Annotated in this window: 16 protein-coding genes and 2 tRNA genes; 10 read left to right on the top strand and 8 right to left on the bottom strand. The window is 44.1% G+C overall.

The window, feature by feature from the left end; all coding sequences use genetic code 11:
- Positions 1–4: 4 nt before the first annotated feature.
- Together ACHUFW_RS07665 and rmuC are read right to left on the bottom strand one after the other, a co-directional pair.
- Positions 5–1,915, bottom strand: coding sequence for a transglycosylase SLT domain-containing protein (locus tag ACHUFW_RS07665; RefSeq protein ID WP_394201942.1), 1,911 nt, complete (start codon positions 1,913–1,915; stop codon positions 5–7).
- A gap of 77 nt (positions 1,916–1,992) precedes the next feature.
- Complete coding sequence (rmuC, locus tag ACHUFW_RS07660) at positions 1,993–3,507, bottom strand: DNA recombination protein RmuC (protein ID WP_394202259.1); 1,515 nt, start codon at positions 3,505–3,507, stop codon at positions 1,993–1,995.
- A gap of 174 nt (positions 3,508–3,681) precedes the next feature.
- On the opposite strand from rmuC, the gene msrP reads away from it, so the two are divergent.
- Both msrP and msrQ read left to right on the top strand, forming a co-directional pair.
- On the top strand, positions 3,682–4,716 hold the full coding sequence (msrP, locus tag ACHUFW_RS07655) for a protein-methionine-sulfoxide reductase catalytic subunit MsrP (RefSeq protein WP_394201940.1): 1,035 nt from the start codon (positions 3,682–3,684) through the stop codon (positions 4,714–4,716).
- Between the two features lie 11 nt (positions 4,717–4,727).
- Positions 4,728–5,357: a protein-methionine-sulfoxide reductase heme-binding subunit MsrQ gene (gene msrQ, locus ACHUFW_RS07650; RefSeq protein ID WP_394202258.1), complete on the top strand. Its 630-nt coding sequence runs from the start codon at positions 4,728–4,730 to the stop codon at positions 5,355–5,357.
- On the opposite strand, the gene ACHUFW_RS07645 is transcribed toward msrQ, so the two are convergent.
- Both ACHUFW_RS07645 and ACHUFW_RS07640 read right to left on the bottom strand, forming a co-directional pair.
- Positions 5,354–6,775: a diguanylate cyclase gene (locus ACHUFW_RS07645; protein ID WP_394201938.1), complete on the bottom strand. Its 1,422-nt coding sequence runs from the start codon at positions 6,773–6,775 to the stop codon at positions 5,354–5,356. The genes msrQ and ACHUFW_RS07645 overlap by 4 nt on opposite strands.
- A 3-nt stretch (positions 6,776–6,778) precedes the next feature.
- Complete coding sequence (locus tag ACHUFW_RS07640) at positions 6,779–7,777, bottom strand: ABC transporter substrate-binding protein (RefSeq protein ID WP_394201936.1); 999 nt, start codon at positions 7,775–7,777, stop codon at positions 6,779–6,781.
- Between the two features lie 184 nt (positions 7,778–7,961).
- Here ACHUFW_RS07640 and ACHUFW_RS07635 point away from each other — a divergent pair, with 184 nt between their 5' ends.
- Complete coding sequence (locus ACHUFW_RS07635; protein WP_394201934.1) at positions 7,962–9,608, top strand: methyl-accepting chemotaxis protein; 1,647 nt, start codon at positions 7,962–7,964, stop codon at positions 9,606–9,608.
- 22 nt (positions 9,609–9,630) lie between these two features.
- Here the strand turns inward: ACHUFW_RS07635 and ACHUFW_RS07630 are convergent, their stop codons facing one another.
- On the bottom strand, positions 9,631–9,951 hold the full coding sequence (locus ACHUFW_RS07630; RefSeq protein ID WP_394201932.1) for a hypothetical protein: 321 nt from the start codon (positions 9,949–9,951) through the stop codon (positions 9,631–9,633).
- Between the two features lie 443 nt (positions 9,952–10,394).
- Here ACHUFW_RS07630 and ACHUFW_RS07625 point away from each other — a divergent pair, with 443 nt between their 5' ends.
- On the top strand, positions 10,395–12,227 hold the full coding sequence (locus ACHUFW_RS07625) for an AsmA family protein (RefSeq protein ID WP_394201931.1): 1,833 nt from the start codon (positions 10,395–10,397) through the stop codon (positions 12,225–12,227).
- A 162-nt stretch (positions 12,228–12,389) separates the two neighbouring features.
- Here ACHUFW_RS07625 and ACHUFW_RS07620 read toward each other — a convergent pair whose 3' ends face one another.
- Positions 12,390–13,928 (bottom strand): lytic transglycosylase, encoded by a 1,539-nt coding sequence (locus tag ACHUFW_RS07620; protein WP_394201930.1) that lies wholly within the window; start codon positions 13,926–13,928, stop codon positions 12,390–12,392.
- Positions 13,929–14,015: 87 nt separating this feature from the next.
- Positions 14,016–14,792, bottom strand: coding sequence for a hydroxyacylglutathione hydrolase (gene gloB / locus ACHUFW_RS07615; protein ID WP_394201928.1), 777 nt, complete (start codon positions 14,790–14,792; stop codon positions 14,016–14,018).
- Between the two features lie 133 nt (positions 14,793–14,925).
- Here gloB and ACHUFW_RS07610 point away from each other — a divergent pair, with 133 nt between their 5' ends.
- Together ACHUFW_RS07610 and ACHUFW_RS07605 are read left to right on the top strand one after the other, a co-directional pair.
- Positions 14,926–15,654 carry a class I SAM-dependent methyltransferase gene (locus ACHUFW_RS07610; RefSeq protein ID WP_394201926.1) on the top strand — a complete coding sequence of 243 codons (729 nt, stop codon included), beginning with the start codon at positions 14,926–14,928 and terminating at the stop codon, positions 15,652–15,654.
- 8 nt (positions 15,655–15,662) lie between these two features.
- Positions 15,663–16,565 (top strand): LysR substrate-binding domain-containing protein, encoded by a 903-nt coding sequence (locus tag ACHUFW_RS07605; RefSeq protein ID WP_394201924.1) that lies wholly within the window; start codon positions 15,663–15,665, stop codon positions 16,563–16,565.
- On the opposite strand, the gene rnhA is transcribed toward ACHUFW_RS07605, so the two are convergent.
- Complete coding sequence (rnhA, locus tag ACHUFW_RS07600) at positions 16,562–17,038, bottom strand: ribonuclease HI (protein WP_394201922.1); 477 nt, start codon at positions 17,036–17,038, stop codon at positions 16,562–16,564. The two genes, ACHUFW_RS07605 and rnhA, sit on opposite strands and share 4 nt — an antisense overlap.
- 66 nt (positions 17,039–17,104) lie before the next feature.
- On the opposite strand from rnhA, the gene dnaQ reads away from it, so the two are divergent.
- The 4 genes from dnaQ (at position 17,105) to ACHUFW_RS07580 (ending at position 19,591) form a co-directional block, all read left to right on the top strand.
- Positions 17,105–17,833, top strand: a complete 729-nt coding sequence (gene dnaQ, locus ACHUFW_RS07595; protein WP_394201921.1) for a DNA polymerase III subunit epsilon — start codon at positions 17,105–17,107, stop codon at positions 17,831–17,833.
- Positions 17,834–17,844: 11 nt separating this feature from the next.
- Complete coding sequence (locus tag ACHUFW_RS07590) at positions 17,845–19,161, top strand: TIGR03503 family protein (protein WP_394201919.1); 1,317 nt, start codon at positions 17,845–17,847, stop codon at positions 19,159–19,161.
- Positions 19,162–19,380: 219 nt separating this feature from the next.
- Positions 19,381–19,457, top strand: a tRNA-Asp gene (locus tag ACHUFW_RS07585).
- Between the two features lie 57 nt (positions 19,458–19,514).
- Positions 19,515–19,591, top strand: a tRNA-Asp gene (locus tag ACHUFW_RS07580).
- Positions 19,592–19,636 lie beyond the last annotated feature (45 nt).

Below are 19,636 nucleotides of genomic sequence, written 5' to 3'. Positions count from 1 at the left end.
CTAATTAATATTTCATCTGCCACTCTTCATCAGTGAATAACTGCGCAGGTTTTCCCTGTTTTAACTGGTAGATCACCCGATAACTCAATAGTGCCTGCACATATTCTCGGGTTTCAGTGAAAGGAATTGATTCAATAAAGCTCATTACATCCAACTGGCCATCGGATTTTTTGAGCCAAGATTTAACGCGGTGTGGACCGGCATTATAAGCGGCGGCAGCCAAGATTCGATTACCATCAAACTGTTTTAACAGTTGGGCGTAATAGGCGCTACCTAGCGGAATATTGATCTTTGCTTGATATAAACTGCGCTGGCCCTTGTAGGTTAACTTATGGCGCTTAGCTGTATCTTTCGCCGTTGCGGGCATCAATTGCATAAGCCCACGTGCTCCTACACCTGAAGTTGCATAGGGGTAATAGGCACTTTCTCGGCGTGCAATTGCACGTAAATCATCAACATCGACTCGGCGCTTATCGGCATTTTGCTCAAATAAGCGTGTCTCTACCATAGGGAAGCGCATGGTCATATCGTTCCATGCCTTAGCTTTAATGCTGGCTTGTACAGCAAGATCATGCCATTGCTGGTTAACCGCTAGCAATCCATATTGCGCCTGAGTAGCTTGGTCATGCCGCCCTAGCAGCATTAGCCATTCGGCTCTAGCGTCTATGGTTTTGTCGATTGCCATTAATTCTGTGACTCGACTAAGCCCAGCATCATCACTCAGTGTTGCTTGGATAGCAGCGTTAGCTTGGGTTTCATTATGAGCCATATTAAAGGCTTGCTGGTTAATATGCGCTGCAGTAAAGCCATAAAAGTTACGCTGTTGCTGCAATTGACTCAGGCTATTTGGCTGCTTGGATAGCCGGTGCGACCAATATTGCCAGCGCGCTTTTTGTTGAGTCTCTGGGCTAAGTAGGTCGATAAAGTCGGCGACTTGATTTAGTTGGTTTTGTCTTAACGCCCAACGAATTCTAAGTATGACAAGGTCATCAGAATCGAGTAGTGGCAGCATCTCATCAACTAAGCTTTGCAAGCCATCTTCTTGTTTGATGATCGCCCGTCTTATTAAGTAGCGACCTAATTGACGGCCTTGATAATCGGTAAAACGGTCAGCTTTTTGGTATGCGACAAACAAGGTCACCGCTTGTGCGACATCTTTTTTAGCTAAGCGTCTTAGTCCCGCATCGACAATATCGGCGTTAATTTTCGCTTGTTTCATAAAACGGCTTTTATGGCGCAAGCTACGGGAATCTTTGTATACCGCTAACAGCCGCTTGGCTGGCTCTTTATGGCGGGTGATTTTACGGCTGAGGTACTTTAATAAACTTGTTTGTCCGGCATTGAACGCCAATAACATGCGTGACCACACTAGCTCTTGGGTACGTAATCCCGCTTTTTCCCATTGGTGAAACAAAGGATCGCACTCTTTGGGTTGCGAGCGGCCATGTAGCCATAGTTTCTCGGCTCCTTCAAAAGCAATGTCTGGATTTGGTTTGACTTGGGCGCGGTAGTAATAACATTGCAGCACTTTATTGCGCGGTGTTTGTGGGCTGACGGCGAGAAAATCTTGCCAGCGACGTTGACTACCAGCACGTTGTAAATAGCGATAACGCGCGCTGTTATACAGCGGGGTGCCGCTAAAGGCTTCTATGGCGCTAGCAGCTTGCTTGCCCTTCATTTTAAGGATGCTGTCAATATTGGCGTGAAAATCTAAATAGGGCACTAGTGGATAGTCATCCAATTGTGCCCGCAGCTTTCGGTAGGTACTGAGTTGGCGTTCGTCTAATGCGCTGCGGGCATCAAGATACCGCTGCTGCTCAACTGAGAGGTTGTCATTTGCTGCCTTGCTGGTAAAACTCGCCATACTCAAACAGAGCACCAGTGGGCAGAGATAAGCAAACAACAACTTACGCATTACAACCTCTCATTGCTTCAAAGACTTTAGGCGTCAAGGTTAGCCTGATTTAAGGCTAAATCGGCATAGATAAAATATTAAGAAATTATTTCACCCTCGGGTTTAGCTTGAGCTTCATCTTGAGTTTCATCTAGCGCACTATCTAGCATAGATGGGTCAATCTGTTTGCTGGTGGCAACGCCTAATTGCTGCATTTGGTGGGCTTGCCTCACCAAGTTACCTTTACCACTTGCGAGCTTTTTCATGGCATTTTGATAACTTTTGTCAGCGGTATCTAATGCGCGGCCCACTTTTTCCATATCTTCGATGTAGCCACAAAGTTTATCGTATATTTTTCCTGCCTGCTTAGCGATATGTTGTGCATTCTGATTTTGATATTCATAACGCCAGATATTGTTAATGGTACGCAGCGCTACTAATAAGTTAGTTGGGCTAACTAGCATAATGTTTTTTTCAAGGGCAAAACTGACCAGACTCGGGTCGTGCTCTATGGCGAGCAGAAATGCCGGCTCCAGTGGAATAAACATGAGCACATAGTCTAAGCTATTTAATCCGTGAAGTTGCTGATAGTCCTTTACGCTTAAGCCTTTGATGTGATTGCGTATTGATTGGCAATGCTCATTAATGGCTGCTTGTTTTTCAGTGTCATCGTCACTGTTAAAATATCGCTCATAAGCCACCAGAGACATTTTTGCATCAATGACCACATCTTTATTCTCGGGAAGATGGACAATAACATCAGGCTTGAATTTTTTGCCGCTGTCGGCTTTTAAATCCGCTTGAGTACGGTACTCATGGCCTTCACGCAGGCCACTTTCTTGTAACACTCGCTCTAATATGACTTCGCCCCAGTTGCCTTGTTGTTTGTTATCACCTTTAAGTGCTTTAGTGAGGTTGTTGGCATCCTGGCTCATTTGCAGATTTAACGCTTTAAGTGATTCAAGCTGGTGGGTAAACGCACTTCGCTGGCTTTGCTCCACTTGATAAGACTCTTGAACTTGTTTTCTAAAGCCTTCTATTTGTTGTTTAAAAGGGCCAAGCACTTTATCTAACTGGGTTTGACTTTGGATAGAGAGCTTTTCGCTTTTATCATCAAAGATGCGGTTTGCCAGATTTTCAAATTGGGTGGTTAAGCGCTGCTCAGATTCTTTTAAATGGGCAATTTTATCTTCTAGTGCTTGTTGTTCTACTGCAAAGGTTGCTTGCTGAGTTTGAGCCATCGCATGGGATTTAGACAGTGCTAACTGGGTTTCAATTTGTTTGCGTTGGGTATCACTTAATTGCTGCTCTAACGTTTCTGCTCTTTTGGCCTGTTGTTGGCTCATACCCAGCAGGGTTAGCTGTTGCTCTAGTTTGTCACTGAGGATGTGCTTTTCATCTTCGAGTGTGGCAATTTGGGTATGGGTTTGACTGAGCTGTTGCTCAAATTCGCCAACTGCTTCTGCGTGCTGAGATTCTAGTTGCTGTTGCACTTGTTGCCAGCGATGGCGAGTGAGTTTTTGGTTGAGAAGGGCACCGATAAGTAATCCAAGAAATGCGATGCCGCAAAATGCAGCAATTTGTGGTGCGGTTAATGCGAGGTCAAAAGGCATGAATACGGACTCTCTAGAAAAAGGTGCAGTAAGATTGGCATGCAAGGCGGTGATCTTCAAGTGTTTAGACCCCGTATGAATAACCTTTAAGCATTTGATGAAAAAACTTGAAATAAAATTGGGTTAAGTCCGATCTTATCAATTAGTAATGACAAAATAACGAGGGCATTAGCCATGGCAGCATCGAAATTTACTCGCGGAATATTACACAAGCCCCGTTGGCGCATCAGTGAAAACCAAGTCACCCCAGAAGCAGTCTTTAATGACAGAAGAGCGATTATTAAAGCATTAGGGCTAGGTGCGGTAGGCGCTTCGCTACCTGGCCATGTTCAGGCGGGATTGTTTGATCTGTTTGGTCAATCTGAAGCTCAAGATCCGTTTGTCACTAAGAAACTAGATTTTAGTCAGAATCAAGCATTTAAGGCAGATGACATTTTAACACCAGAAAGTAAGGTCATCAGCCACAATAATTTTTATGAATTTGGCACCAGTAAAACCGATCCGATAGAGAATGCCCAAGCATTTAAAGTTGAACCATGGCAGCTCAAAATCGATGGTTTGGTGGACAAGCCACTGACATTGGATTTGCAGGATTTAACCACTAGTTTGCCGCTCGAAGAACGTATTTACCGCCTTCGGTGTGTCGAAGCTTGGTCAATGGTGATTCCCTGGGTGGGTTATAGTTTGGGGTCGTTACTCAAACAAGTGGGGATTAAAGCGGGCGCGACTCATGTTGCCTTTGAAACTTTGTATGACCCTGAGCAGATGCCGGGTCAAAAGAGTCGGTTAATGGGTGGCGGTATTCACTATCCTTATGTGGAAGGGCTCACTATTGAAGAAGCGATGAACGAGTTGAGTTTCTTAGCTGTGGGCTTGTACGGAAAAACCTTACCGCCGCAAAACGGTGCACCAATTCGACTAGTTGTACCTTGGAAATACGGTTTTAAGAGTATTAAATCTATTGTCAGAATTCGTGTTATGGATAAGCAACCACCCACCAGTTGGAATCAATTGGCGCCACAGGAATACGGCTTTTATGCCAATGTAAATCCCGAGGTGGACCACCCAAGATGGTCGCAGGCAACTGAGAGGCGCATTGGTGAAGGCGGATTGTTTTCAGCCAAACGTATCGCGACGTTACCGTTTAATGGTTATCAAGAGGAAGTGGCCGGACTTTATAACAATCTTGATTTACGTCGTAACTATTAAATTTGGAGTCGATATTGAGATTAAATTCGCGCCAATTACTTGGGTTAAAAACGCTGTTTCATTTGGCAGCATTGTTACCCATAGTTTATCTGACTTTATTAGTGATGACCGACAATGCCGGTGGCGATCCTGCCCAGTATATTATTCACTTTACGGGTATGGGAGCGCTAAACTGTTTGCTAGCGGTGCTGTTGGTCAGTCCCATTGCCAAAGCATGGCGGTTTAGCGCACTGATGCAAACCCGCCGTTTGCTTGGGCTTTATGTGTTCTTTTATGCTTGTTTACATCTGTTTTCGTTTTTTGCTTTTGATCTGCTATTTGCGTGGGACTTGCTGTTTCAAGAGGTAGTCAAACGCCCCTATATCTTGTTAGGTGCGTTCTGTTTCTTGGTGCTATTTTTATTGGCAATAACTTCCTTTAATGCGCTTAGGCGCAAGATGGGCAAGCGATGGCAGCAACTGCATAACAGTATATATCTGTTGGCCTTAGCCATACCTATCCATTTTTATTGGTCAGTTAAATCAGAGATCATTGAGCCGATTATTTACATATTACTGTTTATTGGGTTACTGGTTTGGCGACGATTAAAATCAGCGCCCAAAAAAGCTAAACCGTTTAGGCAAACCAGTCGCCGTGTTTAAGACGACAAATGTTTGTTCTTTGAGTCGACTAAGTTGCTAGCAACAAAGTGGGGATCGCTCTGCGCTGCTTGGTATTGATTGCCTGCATGCTGTTTTGCACAATACATGGCTTGGTCGGCTTGTTTGATTAGCGCCGCTAAATTATCACCGTTTTGCGGGTAACAACTGACACCAACACTGATTTGAAGTTGCAACTCAGGACGGTGGCAGACTTTCTCAGCTAAGCTTTTGTTCGATTTTGGTGGGGTTTGCATGCAGGTGTATTTTTCTGCAAGCTTTTGACTCGCAATATTGATTTGCTCAAATAGTTTACCTAACACCACTTGGTAATCTTGTGCCGTGTTGATAGGCTCTAAGCAGATGATAAACTCATCGCCGCCAAGGCGGCAGCAGGTATCTGATTTACGGGTTACTTGAGTAATACATTCAGCAAGTTGCTGCAGTATTAGATCGCCAATATCGTGGCCGTAGTGATCATTAGTGAGTTTAAATTTATCGATATCAATAAATAGCAGGGCTAAGCCTTGGTGTTGTCGTTGGCATCGGCAAATACTCTTGTTGACGATACTTTCAAATGCACGGCGGTTATACAGGCCGGTGAGTTCATCATGCTCTGCAATATGTTGTAGTTGTTGATGTTGAGACTGTAGAGCTTTGGCTTGCTGCGCAACTTCGTTCGTTAATGCTTCTTTACGGCGAGTAATATTGGCCAGTGAGGATTTCATTATATTGTAGTAGTTGCCCAAAGTTTTAAATTCGTTGTTATGGGGAACAACGACCTTGCTGTCTAAATTTCCCTTGGCCATTTTACGAAATTCAACAGCGAATATGGCTAGCCCTGCTCGCATACGGCTTAAGGTAAACCCATTAATTGAGATAACTAGCAAGGCGATAATGATGAGGGTCGCAGCAACAATAAACAGCAGTTTTTGTTGGGCAGATTCAGCATTGTCGATAACGAGATGTTGTAGCTGTGTCAGCTCTTCCCCCATGGAAAGCATGGTTGTATTGAGTCGAGCGGTTAGCATGCCTGTTGGAGTCAGTATGCTGGTATCTTGTGTGTGAGTCGGTGCATTTTGAGCAAGGTGCAACAAGTTGTTTAGGCTGGTATTAAGGCGCTTAATGTTGTTGATCAGCATTTGCTCTTGGGGATGTTCAAGAGAAATAGATTGTAATAGCTGACCTAATTGGTGCCGTGCTTGTTCTGCTTGTATTTTTGCTTCATTGTCTTGATATTTTTGAAGCAGCCATAGTTTACCGGTTAAGCTGGCGATGCTATGTTCAATTGCTAGTACCTGTTGAAGTTTATTATAGCTGTAGCTTTGTACCTCTTTTAGCCCTAATAAATTAATGCCAATCATAACCAACATAAAAATAGCGAGTATGAGTTGGATAATTAGCTGGCTTTTAATATTCATTGGTTAATTTTTCACCGCGCTACTAGTGAGTAATACTTGATTCAAATATCTATCGTCAATAAAAGCACGATAATCAGGCAGCGGTTTATCGTTAACAAGGTTTGCTGCCTTTGCCCATCTTGCTTGGGTTTGTAAATTTGAAATCAAGGCGCTATTGAGGGATAAACGAAATATATAATCATTCCATCCCCAGTCTAGTTGTTGCTGTGAAATATTGAGGTATTGGCTAATCACCTCCTTAGCTTCTTCGGGCTTAGTAGCGATATATTGGCTAGCCTTTTGTAAAGCGAGCAATATATTTTTCATCTGCTGATTACTTAGGCGATGTTGTTTTTTAGCGATTAAATTAAAACTCAAATTATAGCTGCCTTTGGTATTTAAGGTACTGATCTGATCCTGATGTGTTTTGTGTAGGCGATAGCCGTAAGGCTCCCAAATTGAGATAGCATCAACGTCACCGGCTAGCAACGCAGAGGGTAGATCCTGTGGCGACATATAGATTGGAGTGAACGGCGTATTAGCGTTGCCGGTCATGATGAGATACGCGTGCAAAAAAAACTCGCTAGCGCTGGATTTCACTATGCCGATCCGTTTCTGGCTTAGCTGTTTGGCTGAAGTAAGTTGGCTAGTGCTGAGGGACAACAGCTTTATATCGTTATCGGATTCAACAAAACTGGTGATGATACTAAAGTCACTGCGTTTAAAACTGTTGAACATCACCACAGACTCTGAACTGGTCGCTAAATCTACTTCGTCATTTATGAGCATTTCAAAACATAGGTGTCCACCTCTAATAGGTTGTAGCTCTACGTACACATCGAGCTCGTTAAAGAAGTCAAGCTGCTGAGCGATGATGATTGGCGCAGATAATGGTGTAGTCGATAGGGCTATTTTCACTGGGGTACGCTGAGGGGAAGTTGGTAAAACATCCGGTTTTAACAACACGATAGTGATAAATATGACAGCAATTAACAGTACGCCTTTTACTAAGGTTGAATTCATCAGTGTTTTTGTATGCGTTATGGTTAACCTTATAAATATAGTGGATATAGGAGGAGCTGCCTGACTTGTGGGGGAAAATTACCATTAAAGCAAGTCATTTTATTGTCTGTTACTTTGACAAAAACCGCTTTGTGAACAAGGTTTATAACATCAACGATAAAAACTCTGTTAAAAGAGGCTGGCCATGGATTCTATTAACGAATTGTTTCGCAAGATAAAAATATCTAGTCGTCTGTTTTTGATGCTGGGCTTATCTATTTTAGCTACCGCCATCATGTTTGTTTTTGCATTAATTTCGATTGAACAGTTATTGATGCAAGAAAAAGAAGCAAAATTATCCTCTTTGGCCGATGTGGGTGAAAAGGTGATTGCAGGATTTTATGAGCAAGCTCAGCAGGGGGTGATGACTGAAGAGCAAGCTAAAGCGGGTGCGATTGCGGCATTGGATAAACTTCGATACGCAGGTAAAGAGTATTATTGGACGATCGATCGCCAAGGCATGATGGTACAACACGCTTTTGCGAAAAAGTTGGTCAATACCAATGTACTGGGTATGAAAGATCCAAACGGGGTCCGATTGTTTCAAGAGATGGTTACCGGTACCGCTAACAGTGAGCGAGCTAAAGTCGAGTATATGTGGAATCGTCCTGACGCCACTGAGCCTAGTCCGAAAATGAGTGTGGTAAAACGTTTTGAGCCTTGGGGCTGGATCACCGGTACGGGTATCTATGTTGATGATATTGAAGAGCAAAAATATGCTTTTACTTGGCAATACTTGCTAGTAGGCGCCTTAGTATGGCTACCTGTGGTATTGATTCTGTTTGTGATTATTCAGAGCATTTCGCGGCCCATGCAGCAAACCATACAAGCTTTTGAAAATATCGCCCGCGGCGAAGGCGATTTGACGTTAAGGCTAAAAGAAAATGGCGCCGATGAGCTCAAAGACGTCGCCGAACGCTTCAATGCTTTTATTAGTAAAATCCAGTCAGTAGTGGCATCGGTCGCGGATTCTGTTGGCCATAGTCGAAGCTTAGCTGTCGGCCTTGCTGATATTTCAGCGCAAGCAAACCGTGTCACTGACAGTATGCAAACCGAAACTGAAAGTGTCGCAACAGCAATTAATGAGATGTCCATGGCCGCGTCTGAAGTTGCTTCTAATGCGCAGTTGGCTGCGGACAGTGCATCAAGTGCTGATACGGAAGCGGACAGAACCACACAAGTGGTTGACGGTGCGGTGTCTAAAATCAATGTGTTATCTGAAGAGTTGGAAACCACATCTGTGGTAGCCCAGGAGCTGCAAGTTAACTCAGCCAAAATTGGTCAAATCCTTGATGTGATAGTCGGTATTGCTGAGCAAACTAATTTGCTGGCGCTTAATGCCGCCATTGAAGCTGCAAGAGCCGGCGAGGCGGGTCGCGGCTTTGCTGTGGTTGCCGATGAGGTGCGTACACTGGCTAGTCGTACTCAAGAGTCGACCCAAGAAATTAACGGTATTATCGATGCGATTAGAGACTCCATTGATAATGTTAATAATTCAGTGGAGCGGGCTAAGGTGCAGTCGAGTGAAACGGTCAGCGAAACCTCAGAAGTTGTAGAGGCGCTGCATGTGATTAAATCATCGATTAAACAGATCTCTGATATGAATATTCAAATAGCTGCTGCCACTGAAGAGCAAAGTGCGGTCATTGCCGAATTGAATATGAATGTGACCAGAATTAATGATATTTCGCTCGAAAACCAGCAAAAAAGTGTGCAGATAGGCGACTCTAGTGAGCAGATCCAGCAGGGGTCTTCTCAGCTTGAACAGTTAGTTTCTAGCTTTAAGGTATAAACTTGGTGGCCAAACCCGTCAATTATTTATGGCGGGTTTGGTCTTGCATGACTTCTAACACGTCATCATATTTTATATTGTACTGACGAGATAGGTTGATAATCTTAGTCTTAAACGTTTGTACATTTTCTTGTTTGATTATGTATTGCTTTTTTTCATCAATAAGCTGATTAATACTCTCTTGCAGTATTAACATTCTTCTTAAACTAAAATCTTGATCACGTAAATAACTAATCACTTGCTCTTTATTTCGGGCATTTGATAATGAGCTGGTATTCTTTTTGTTTAAGCCGTAACTGTCTAATGCAGCTAATGCATGTTCTACGTCATAATTTCTATTCATATTTAGAAAGGCTCAGTGTTCTCGCGGATATAATAATTTAAACGTCCGTTGACAATGTATATCAATAAATTAACCAGGTTGTAAATAGAAAATATAGCATAGAATTTATATTTTTATATAAATAGCAAATTTAAATTCGGTTTGGCTATTTAAGCGTTAACCAAGTTAAATGCCGCCTAGAGTTTGTCGTTTAAGTCACCCAGTTGTCATCAACACTCGCTATGATCTAGCGGCTTGCTAATGGTGGTCATAGGAGAAGAGCAATCTTTTAAACGGCAAAAGGCTGGTAGGTGTTAAATCATCAAACTTACCTAGTAGGTCTGTATCAACCAAAATTTACTTGTGAAAGCTCAATTGACCCTAGGCAGGCATAACCTCAACGGCTATGCTTATGTTAAAGCTAACATTGTTTACCCTCGTCAATCTTTTGGATGGATTCAAGTATGAAAGTAGTAAAGTGGATTTTAATATCAGTGCTGCTGGTATTTGTGGCCTTAGCGGCTTATTTAACGCTGATTTTTGACCCTAATGATTTTAAACCGCAAATCGTAAATGCAGTCAAAGAGCAAACCGGTCGCACCTTGACGATTAAAGATGATTTAGATTGGACATTCTTCCCCTCGGTTGGCATTAAGCTTGGCGCAATTACCTTGTCGAATCCATCTGGCTTTAGCGAAGATATGTTGTCGGTCAATGAAATTATCGCCGAAGTTGCGCTGATGCCATTGCTGAGTAAGCAAGTTGAGATTGAACAGATCAGTTTAGATGGTTTAACAGTCAATTTAGAGACCTATAAAGACGGCCGCGGTAGCTTTGATGGCTTAGCGGGTGAAGGCAAAACCACTGATAAGCCGGCTGACACGGGAGAAGTTAAACAATCTGGTGGGGTAGCACTAGCCTCATTAGATATCGGTGGCATCAATATTACTAATACAACAGTGAAAACCTTTGATGAAGTCACTGGTGTACGTCAAATATTTGAGCTAGCAAGTTTACGTTTAAGCCAATTTACCCTTAATGAGTTTGCTGACTTAACCTATGAATTTAAAGGTGAGTTACCAGATATGCTGGTAACAAGCCAAGGTGAAGGTAAAGTGAAAATAACCAATGACTTTACTGAGTATGAGCTTGTTGGCCTGAACATTAAAAACACGGTCGATGGTAAATCGATACCCGCAGGCAAAATGAATATAGACCTTACTACCGATATGAAGGTCAATGTGACGCAGCAAAAAGCCAGTGTTGAGCTTAAGTCCTTCAAGGCGGATGATATTGAAGCTAGTGGTAAACTTGAAGTTGCCTATGGCGGTAAGGTGCCGCAGGTTGATGCTAAATTGGATGTCGGTGCAATGGATGTTGATCGTATTTTGGCTAGCATGCCCGATAATCAAGCTGATAGCCAAGCCGATAAAAAACAAACAACACAAATTAATACCGCGCAAGTCGAGCCCGATTTAAGTGGCCTTAAGGCGGTGAATGGCACGTTTGAGATGACGATTAAGTCAATTAAGGTGAGCAATTTAACCACAGAAAATTGGCTAATGGACGTGTCATTAAACAACGGCGTGCTTGGGTTAGATAAACTAAGCGCTGATTTATATCAGGGTAAGCTTCAAGCGTCAGCGAAACTTGATGGTAGAGGTAAAGTGGCAAAATATCAGTTTAATAAGCAAATCAAAGGGGTACAAATTAGGCCATTATTAGTTGATGCCGCTGAAATCGATATGCTCGCTGGTGTCACTAATTTTGAATTAACTGGTAGTGGCAAAAGTTTAATCGCTGATAACATCAAGCGAAACTTAAATGCCAAAGGTCGGTTTGCGGCTGAAGATGGTGCACTTTACGGTGTGAATATTCCGCAAATGATCCGTGAAGCACAGGCAAAAATGTCAGGTGACTTTGCCAGCCAAAATAATGAAGAAAAGAAAACCGATTTCACCAGCTTAACTGGCAGCTTTACAATGGCTAATGGCCAGTTGAACAACCCAGATCTCGAGATGGCATCACCGTTAATTCGTTTAGCGGGTAAAGGTGGTGCGAATATTTTAAATGAATCGATTAATTATTCGTTAACTACTTCTGTCGTCGGTTCCCTTGAAGGCCAAGGTGGCGGAGAGCGTGATGCTCTCTATGGTGTGGAAATTCCATTTGCTATTACTGGTAGCTTTACTGAGCCAAAATTTGCTTTAGATACCGCAGCATTGCTAGATTCTAAAATTAAGCAGGAAACTGATAAGCTCAAAGACAGCTTATTTAAAAAGCTAGGTGGATTTTAGCGCTAGCTTTATGCTGATTGGTAGTAGAATAAAACGATAGCGTAAAGTCACTTAAATGACCAAAACCAAAGACAAAAAAGGTTGCCATGGGCAACCTTTTTTATTACGAGCTTTAAGGGGTTAAGGTGCGTGAGTTAACCCGTAATAGGCGTCAGTTAGCGGTTAAACGCGATTACCGGTGACATTCACGTATAACGTTAACTTTTGTCCTGGCTGCAGGTATTTTTGTTGATCTAAGCTGTTCCAACGAACAAGATCGCCCACTCTGACTTTAAACTTAGAGGCAATACGTGCTAACGAGTCGCCAGAACGCACCGTATAATTAACGGTTCTAGTGACACCTTGGCTATTTGCTGCACCTTGGGTCCAAATTACCATTTTCTGGCCAACCCGTAGCGGATCGGAAGGGGCCATATTATTCCAGCTTGCCAGTTGGCTTACCTTGACTTTGTGGTCCTTAGCAATTTTCCACAGCGAATCGCCTGAGCTAACGTGGTAGTCAATTTTAACCCCTTTACGCTGGCGATTTTGTTGACTAGTTAGTCGTTGATCCGCGCTAAGGTCATATTCGCTAAGATCCTGCGAAGCGACTGGTATCAATAAATGTCTACCGGCAATAATGGTATTACCATTGAGGTTATTGACTGCTTTTAACGCTGATGGCGTGGTATGGAATTTTTGGGCAATAACGCCCAAACTGTCACCTGATTTAATTTGGTAACGTTGCCATTTTAGGCGAGATTTAGCGTCGGTTTTGGCCAGTTCGGTTTTGAATGCCGCAGCTTTCTCAATCGGTAACACCAGCTTGTGTGGCCCATCTGGCGCTGTGGCCCAACGGTTATAACCTGGGTTGAGCTGATGTAATTCGGTAGTTGTTAACCCGGCAATATCAGCGGCAAGAGCTAGGTCTATTTGGCTACCAATATCGACCACTTCCAATTGCGGTTCATTGGCAATAGGGGCAAGTTCAATACCATATTTATCCGCATGTTGAATCACGTCAGCAAGAGCCAGCAGTTGCGGTACGTAGCGACGGGTTTCAGTAGGTAATCTTAGTGACCAAAAGTCATGGGATTTACCTTTACGCTTGTTGTTGCGTACCGCATTGTTCACTCGACCTTCGCCGGTATTGTAAGCCGCGATAGCATACAGCCAGTTTTCACCGGTGCGACCATACAGATATTCCATCATGTCCATTGCAGCCACTGTGGCAGCGGGGACATCACGGCGTCCGTCATACCACCAGTTCATTTCTAAGCCAAAGTGTCTGGCCATTGGCGAGGTAAACTGCCAAAGACCTGATGCAGCACCATGGGAGTAGGCGAACGGATCGAATGCACTTTCAACAATCGGCAATAACGCAAGCTCAATGGGTAGGTTACGCTTTTCAACTTCTTCAACAATCAGGTACATGAAAGGCTTGGCGCGCTCAGATACCCGGGCAAGATGTTGTGGATTCTTGATATACCAATCACGATATTGATTGACCAGCTTTTGATCTGGCACTGGCATGGTTAAACCAAGACGAATACGCTGCCAGACGTCAGTTACGGCGATAGGTTGTTCGATTTCAACGGTTGGGGTGACTTTAGGTGGCGTAACAACCACAGGAGCTTGGGGTTCAGCTGGCAGCTCAGGTGATGTTTGACAACCACTTAGCAGCAGGACTCCTCCTGTGATAAACAAGATAGGTAAGCGCATCTAAATATTTTCCTCAATGGTGTCCCTCTCTGTCGCGTTTATGTACACGCGGGGGACTTAGTTTAGCCGAGCATTGTAAAGCATTTCTTAGGCTGTGTCCTTCCATTGCCGTAATAACGCGAAAGCCTGCACGGGATCCGAGATTTCTGTCTGAAAATGCTGTGATAGTGAGGCTTGGATCTTATCGTCATCACAACGAAGAAATGGGTTAATTGCTAATTGATCTGGCAAGCTAGTCGGTAAAGTAGGGCGTTGTTGTTGCCTTAGCTGTTGGCACCTGGCCTGAAAGCGTTGTAATGCTTGGTTACTTGGGTCAACTTGGACTGCAAACGCTAGATTGCTGAGGGTGTACTCGTGGGCGGGGTAGAACAGGGTATCGCCCGCAAGGCCGGCCAGTTGACTTAATGAGGCATGCATTTGTGCTGCTGTACCTTCAAATAAACGCCCGCAGCCGCCACTAAACAAGGTGTCACCGCAAAATACGTGATTAGCCAGTTTATAAGCGATGTGACCTAATGTATGACCAGGCAAGTGCATGACCTGCACCTTAAGGTCCTCCCCAAGATCAATTTGTGTGGTATTGACATCAATAGGCTCGGTTATACCACTGATTTTTTCGCTGCTAGGGCCATATACTGGAAGCTCAGTGGCACTGTAAGCTTGCAGTTTAGCGATGCCTCCGGTGTGGTCTTGGTGATGGTGGGTGATTAAGATACCGTCTAGCTGGATCTGTTGCTGGCTGAGGTAGTTAATGACCGAATCGCTACAGCCAGGATCGACAACATAATATCGATTAGACTTGGTGATGTTAATTAACCAAATATAGTTGTCATTGAAGGCCGGAATGGGAGTCACTTGAAGCATTGTTCACCTTTGTCACGCTTTTTAGCTGATGAAGATCAGTTTACTGAGCAAAGCGGTTGCTTGTATAGCTTTTTAGCTATTTAATAAAAGCAGTCATGGCAAGGTTATTGGATATGTTAAACAGGAGGCAGGATTGACAATAAGCAACGCGCATCCCGCCATCTGTTGGCAGGATTTACCTAATGGCATTGTCATCCAAGAATCGATTGAAGAGCGGTTAGCGCCTTGGTGGCCGAAAGTGTTTGGTTATCATATGTTGAGTATAGGCCCGCTAAGCCAACAAATAGAAAAGCCACAATTACCGATTGGCAAAGAGTTTTCCTTAGCGCCGAAATCTTTGGTGTCTGTCGTTGGTGACTATCATCATTTACCGATTCAATCTTCAAGTATCGATGCGATTGTCAGCAGTTTTTTGCTTGAATTTGATAGTGACCCATATCAATTACTGCGCGAGTCAGACCGAGTATTAATCGCGGGCGGCTATCTGTTTATTATTGGTTTTAACCCTTTAAGCCCGGTATTTACTGGCAAACTCTTTCCCGCTTATCAAACCAAAGTACCTTGGTGTGGCCACTTTTTTCGCCCATCACGGGTAAAAGATTGGTTGGGGTTATTAGGCTATCAAGTCTTGGCCGATGAGCGATTGCTGTATCACCATTTAATGACTGAGGTTCATGTTGGCAGTATTTGGCAACATGCCCTTGAAGCTTGGCTGCCAAGTAGCGGCTCAGTGTACATCATTGTGGCGCGTAAGTTAGAAAGTCCATTGACCCCGATTCAGGAAAAGCAGAAAGTGCGCCAGCCTAACTGGGCGACGGCACCAACAGCGGGTCGAAATACACATGCAAAAGTAGATAACTGATCTCATTTATGCGAATTACGTTAAAGCAGTTGGCGATATTTGAAGCCATCGCGCGGACAGGCCAAGTGGCAAAAGCCGCGCAACAAATGAATTTATCAGCACCGGCCACCTCGATGGCATTGGCAGAGCTAGAAAAGCAGATAGATGCACGCTTATTTGAGCGCATTGGCAATAAGCTACGCTTAAATTCTCAAGGCAGTTTGTTACTGCCGTTAGCGACCGAAGCCATTCAAAAAGTAGAGCAGATAGAACATCTATTTAATGCTCCTGAGCAGAGTTTGCATGGCACTTTAAATGTGGCCGCTAGCTCCACCATAGGTAACTTCTTATTAGCCAAAAAGTCGGTGGCATTTTGTCAGCAACATACTGGGGTAAAGGTAGATTTAGATATCGACAATACCCATGCAGTCATTGATGCGGTATTGGAGTTTCGCAGCGAAATAGGGTTTATTGAGGGCGATTGCGTCGATAGTCGCTTGAAGGTGCAGCCTTGGCATCGCGATAAGCTCGTGGTGTTTTGTCATCCAGCGCACCCGTTAGCGGGTAAAACGGTACAACCTGAGCAGTTAAATGATCAATTTTGGGTGATGCGAGAGGCCGGCTCTGGCACCCGAGATTACTTTATTCGTAACGCCAATGCGCTCAATATTCGCGTGCAAGAACGCTTTAGTTTTTCTACTCCTGAAGCCATTAAACAAGCGGTGAAACAGGGCGCTGGGCTTGCCGTTTTGTCAGAACTAACGGTGCAAAAAGAGGTTAATCGTAAAGAGCTTGCCGTGATTAATGTTGAAGGGTTAGCCCTAAGTCGGCAGTTTTATTTGATTCGTCACAAAAGTCGACAACGCACGACATTATCTGATGCGTTTGTCGAGTTTTGCGAGAAATCGGGTATGGGATCAGAGGTAGACTAGATCTGCTGTAGATAGCCGACATCATCTTGTTGCGGTTTTGCTTCAGCAGCTTGGCGGGCTAAGGTGTCGCAACGCTCATTTTCAGCATGACCAGAGTGGCCTTTAACCCATTGCCAGTCGATTTGATGTGGTTGAATCGCCGCATCAAGCCGTTGCCATAAGTCGACATTTTTGACTGGTTGTTTGGTTGAGGTGAGCCAATTATTGCGTTTCCAACCATGTATCCACTGAGTGATACCTTGGCGCATATATTGGCTATCGCTGGTCAGGGTAATGTTGCACGGCTCATGCAGCGCTTCAAGGGCGATGATGGGGGCTAGCAGCTCCATGCGGTTGTTGGTGGTAAGTTTAAATCCATCGGCGAGCTCTTTAACGTGGTGTTTGTAGCGCATGACTACACCATAGCCGCCGGGACCTGGGTTACCTAGGCAAGAACCATCGGTATAAATAGAGAGTTGTTTCAGTCCGCTCATCAAGTTGTTACCATAGCGTCATGTTGGCAATAACGTCATATTTTCACTTAATCGTATAGTAAAGTCATGAATTTAATCTCTAATGCAAAGCGACAGGTTATTTTAGATACAGAAACCACAGGTATGAACCAAGGGGCTGGACCGGTTTTTGTTGGCCACAGGATCATTGAAATTGGTTGTGTTGAAGTCATTAACCGTAAACTCACTGGCCGCCATTATCATGAATACATTAATCCGATGCAGTTGATTGATGAAGAGGCGATTGAGGTTCATGGTATTACTAACGAATTTGTCGCCACTAAACCACGATTTCATGAGATTGCTCAGTCGTTTCTTGAATTTATTGATGGTGCTGAAATTGTCGCACATAACGCGCCGTTCGATATCGCGTTTATGGACCACGAATTTTCGCTATTAAATCCCACCGGCCCGAAAACCGACAGCATTTGTCAAATTCTCGATTCCCTCGATATTGCTAAGTTTTTACATCCAGGGCAAAAGAACAACCTAGATGCGCTATGTAAGCGATATGGTATTGATAACTCTCGACGTGACCTTCACGGCGCATTACTCGATGCCGAGATCTTAGCTGACGTCTATTTGGTCATGACAGGGGGGCAAACCAAGTTTGACCTCAGCAGTGATAAGCCTGGGCAAGAAGCGGGTGGCATCCAACGATTAGATGCTAATCGAGCGCCACTTAAAGTGATCGCTGCTTCTGCCGATGAACTAGTAAGGCATGAAGAAAGATTAGACCTAGTTGCCAAATCAGGACAGTGCATCTGGCGGGGATAAACGTAAACTCTATGAAAAAATGGATAACTAACATCGCGTTGATATGGGCATTGCTGCTTTCCCCTGTTTTTGCAGACACGGTTGTGCCTTCTCATCAAGCGAGTGAGTTAAAGAATCGTTTTCGTATCGATCACATGGTTGAGAGTGTGACGCTATTTATTCAGCGCCAATACGGCAGTGCGCCAGTGGTGATAGTGTTACCTGATGGCAGTAAATGGTATGCCAATCGCCACCCACAAGAGGTGAAATGGGTTGATGGCTTAACTGGCGATATTGTTACCATAGAAAACCCTATGCCTGGTCCATGGCAGTTACTTGGTCGCGTTGTAGAAGGCTCTGAAATCCAAAAGGTCTCGGCGCTCGCCATTGATGTTGAGGATATTCCACAACCTTTATATCAAGGTGAGCGAATTAAACTCACCGCTCAGTTAATGGCCGATGAGCAGCGCATGCGCATGCCTGGGCTCGATTATTTAGTGGATTGGACGGCTAAGTTTGTCAGTCAGCATCAGCCTGGCGAAGAGAACTTTGCCGCCGGTACCATCGTTGTTGGCAGTTATAACGACAATGGTGAAAAGCTAGATGAAGCGCCAGATGATGGCATCTTCACCGGCGATATTAATCTTAATCAACCTTGGGGACATTACACCCTAGAGGTCAAAGCGGCGAACAATTTATTTGAAAGAGTAGCCAAGCAAGAGTTTGAGCTTAAGCCGATGCCTGTTGAGATTGAGGTGATAGAGCCTGAAGATCCGTTAACAGGCCGCTGGGCATTAGCAATCAATATTGATGACAGCCAGTTACAGCTAAAAGATACCTTATTTGAGTTTGATTTAGTTGGACCTGCTGGGCTGCAACTTACCCTTGACCATCGAGATATCGAGCAGAATCAAAGCCAATTTCTGTTACCGCAAGTCTCAGCTTTTGGTAGTTATCGAATAAAGTCTATTGCCGCCAGTACCACGCTGACAGGCCGAGAAATCTACCTTAAATTACCTGAGCAGTTCTTTAATTTAGTGCGTCCACCCGATCCGCCACCAACCGAAGAAGAGCTTGCAGCGATTGCAGCAAAAAAAGCGGCGGCTGAAGAGCAAAAAGCAAAAGATGATGCTTTGTTCTGGATTATTACCATCAATACCATTTTGGTGATTCTAGGAACCATTATTTTGCTGATTTGGCGTAAGCGCCAGAATCTTAAAGAAGCGTTAGCAGTGACGGCTGCGCGCTTAGAAAAAGAACGAGCTAAAGAAATAGGCCCTGCATTGGACGAAATTGATTTGACCATGCCGGAAGACCTGCCTGATCAAAAGCCGAAAAAATCGGCATAACTGTTTATAAGGTTATTTACAGGGCTTTTAACTCGAGCACTAACACGAGTATTAACACGACCGTTAGTGCTCTTTTAGGATAACCATTAGTGCAAAAATGTAGCACTAATATGAGCCTAACTGCGATTATTGATGATTTTTTGGCTGATTGAACAAATTCGTGAAAAAAGTTATTGACGACACTAGGCGGCCTACGTATTATTCACCGCAACTTGATGTGGAGCGGTAGTTCAGTTGGTTAGAATACCGGCCTGTCACGCCGGGGGTCGCGGGTTCGAGTCCCGTCCGCTCCGCCACTCAAGTCAACAAATTTAGTTAGCTGGTTAAGACGTTAATCGGGTAACAAAAGTTTTGGAGCGGTAGTTCAGTTGGTTAGAATACCGGCCTGTCACGCCGGGGGTCGCGGGTTCGAGTCCCGTCCGCTCCGCCAAACATCAAAGCCTTAGCATCTGCTAAGGCTTTTTTGTATCTGCAG

Origin of the sequence: Shewanella waksmanii (genome assembly GCF_043643685.1) — a bacterium.
Classification (GTDB): Bacteria; Pseudomonadota; Gammaproteobacteria; order Enterobacterales; family Shewanellaceae; genus Shewanella; species Shewanella waksmanii_A.
Note: the sequence above shows the minus strand (reverse complement) of the source record. Positions and strands in the feature narration are given on the sequence as shown.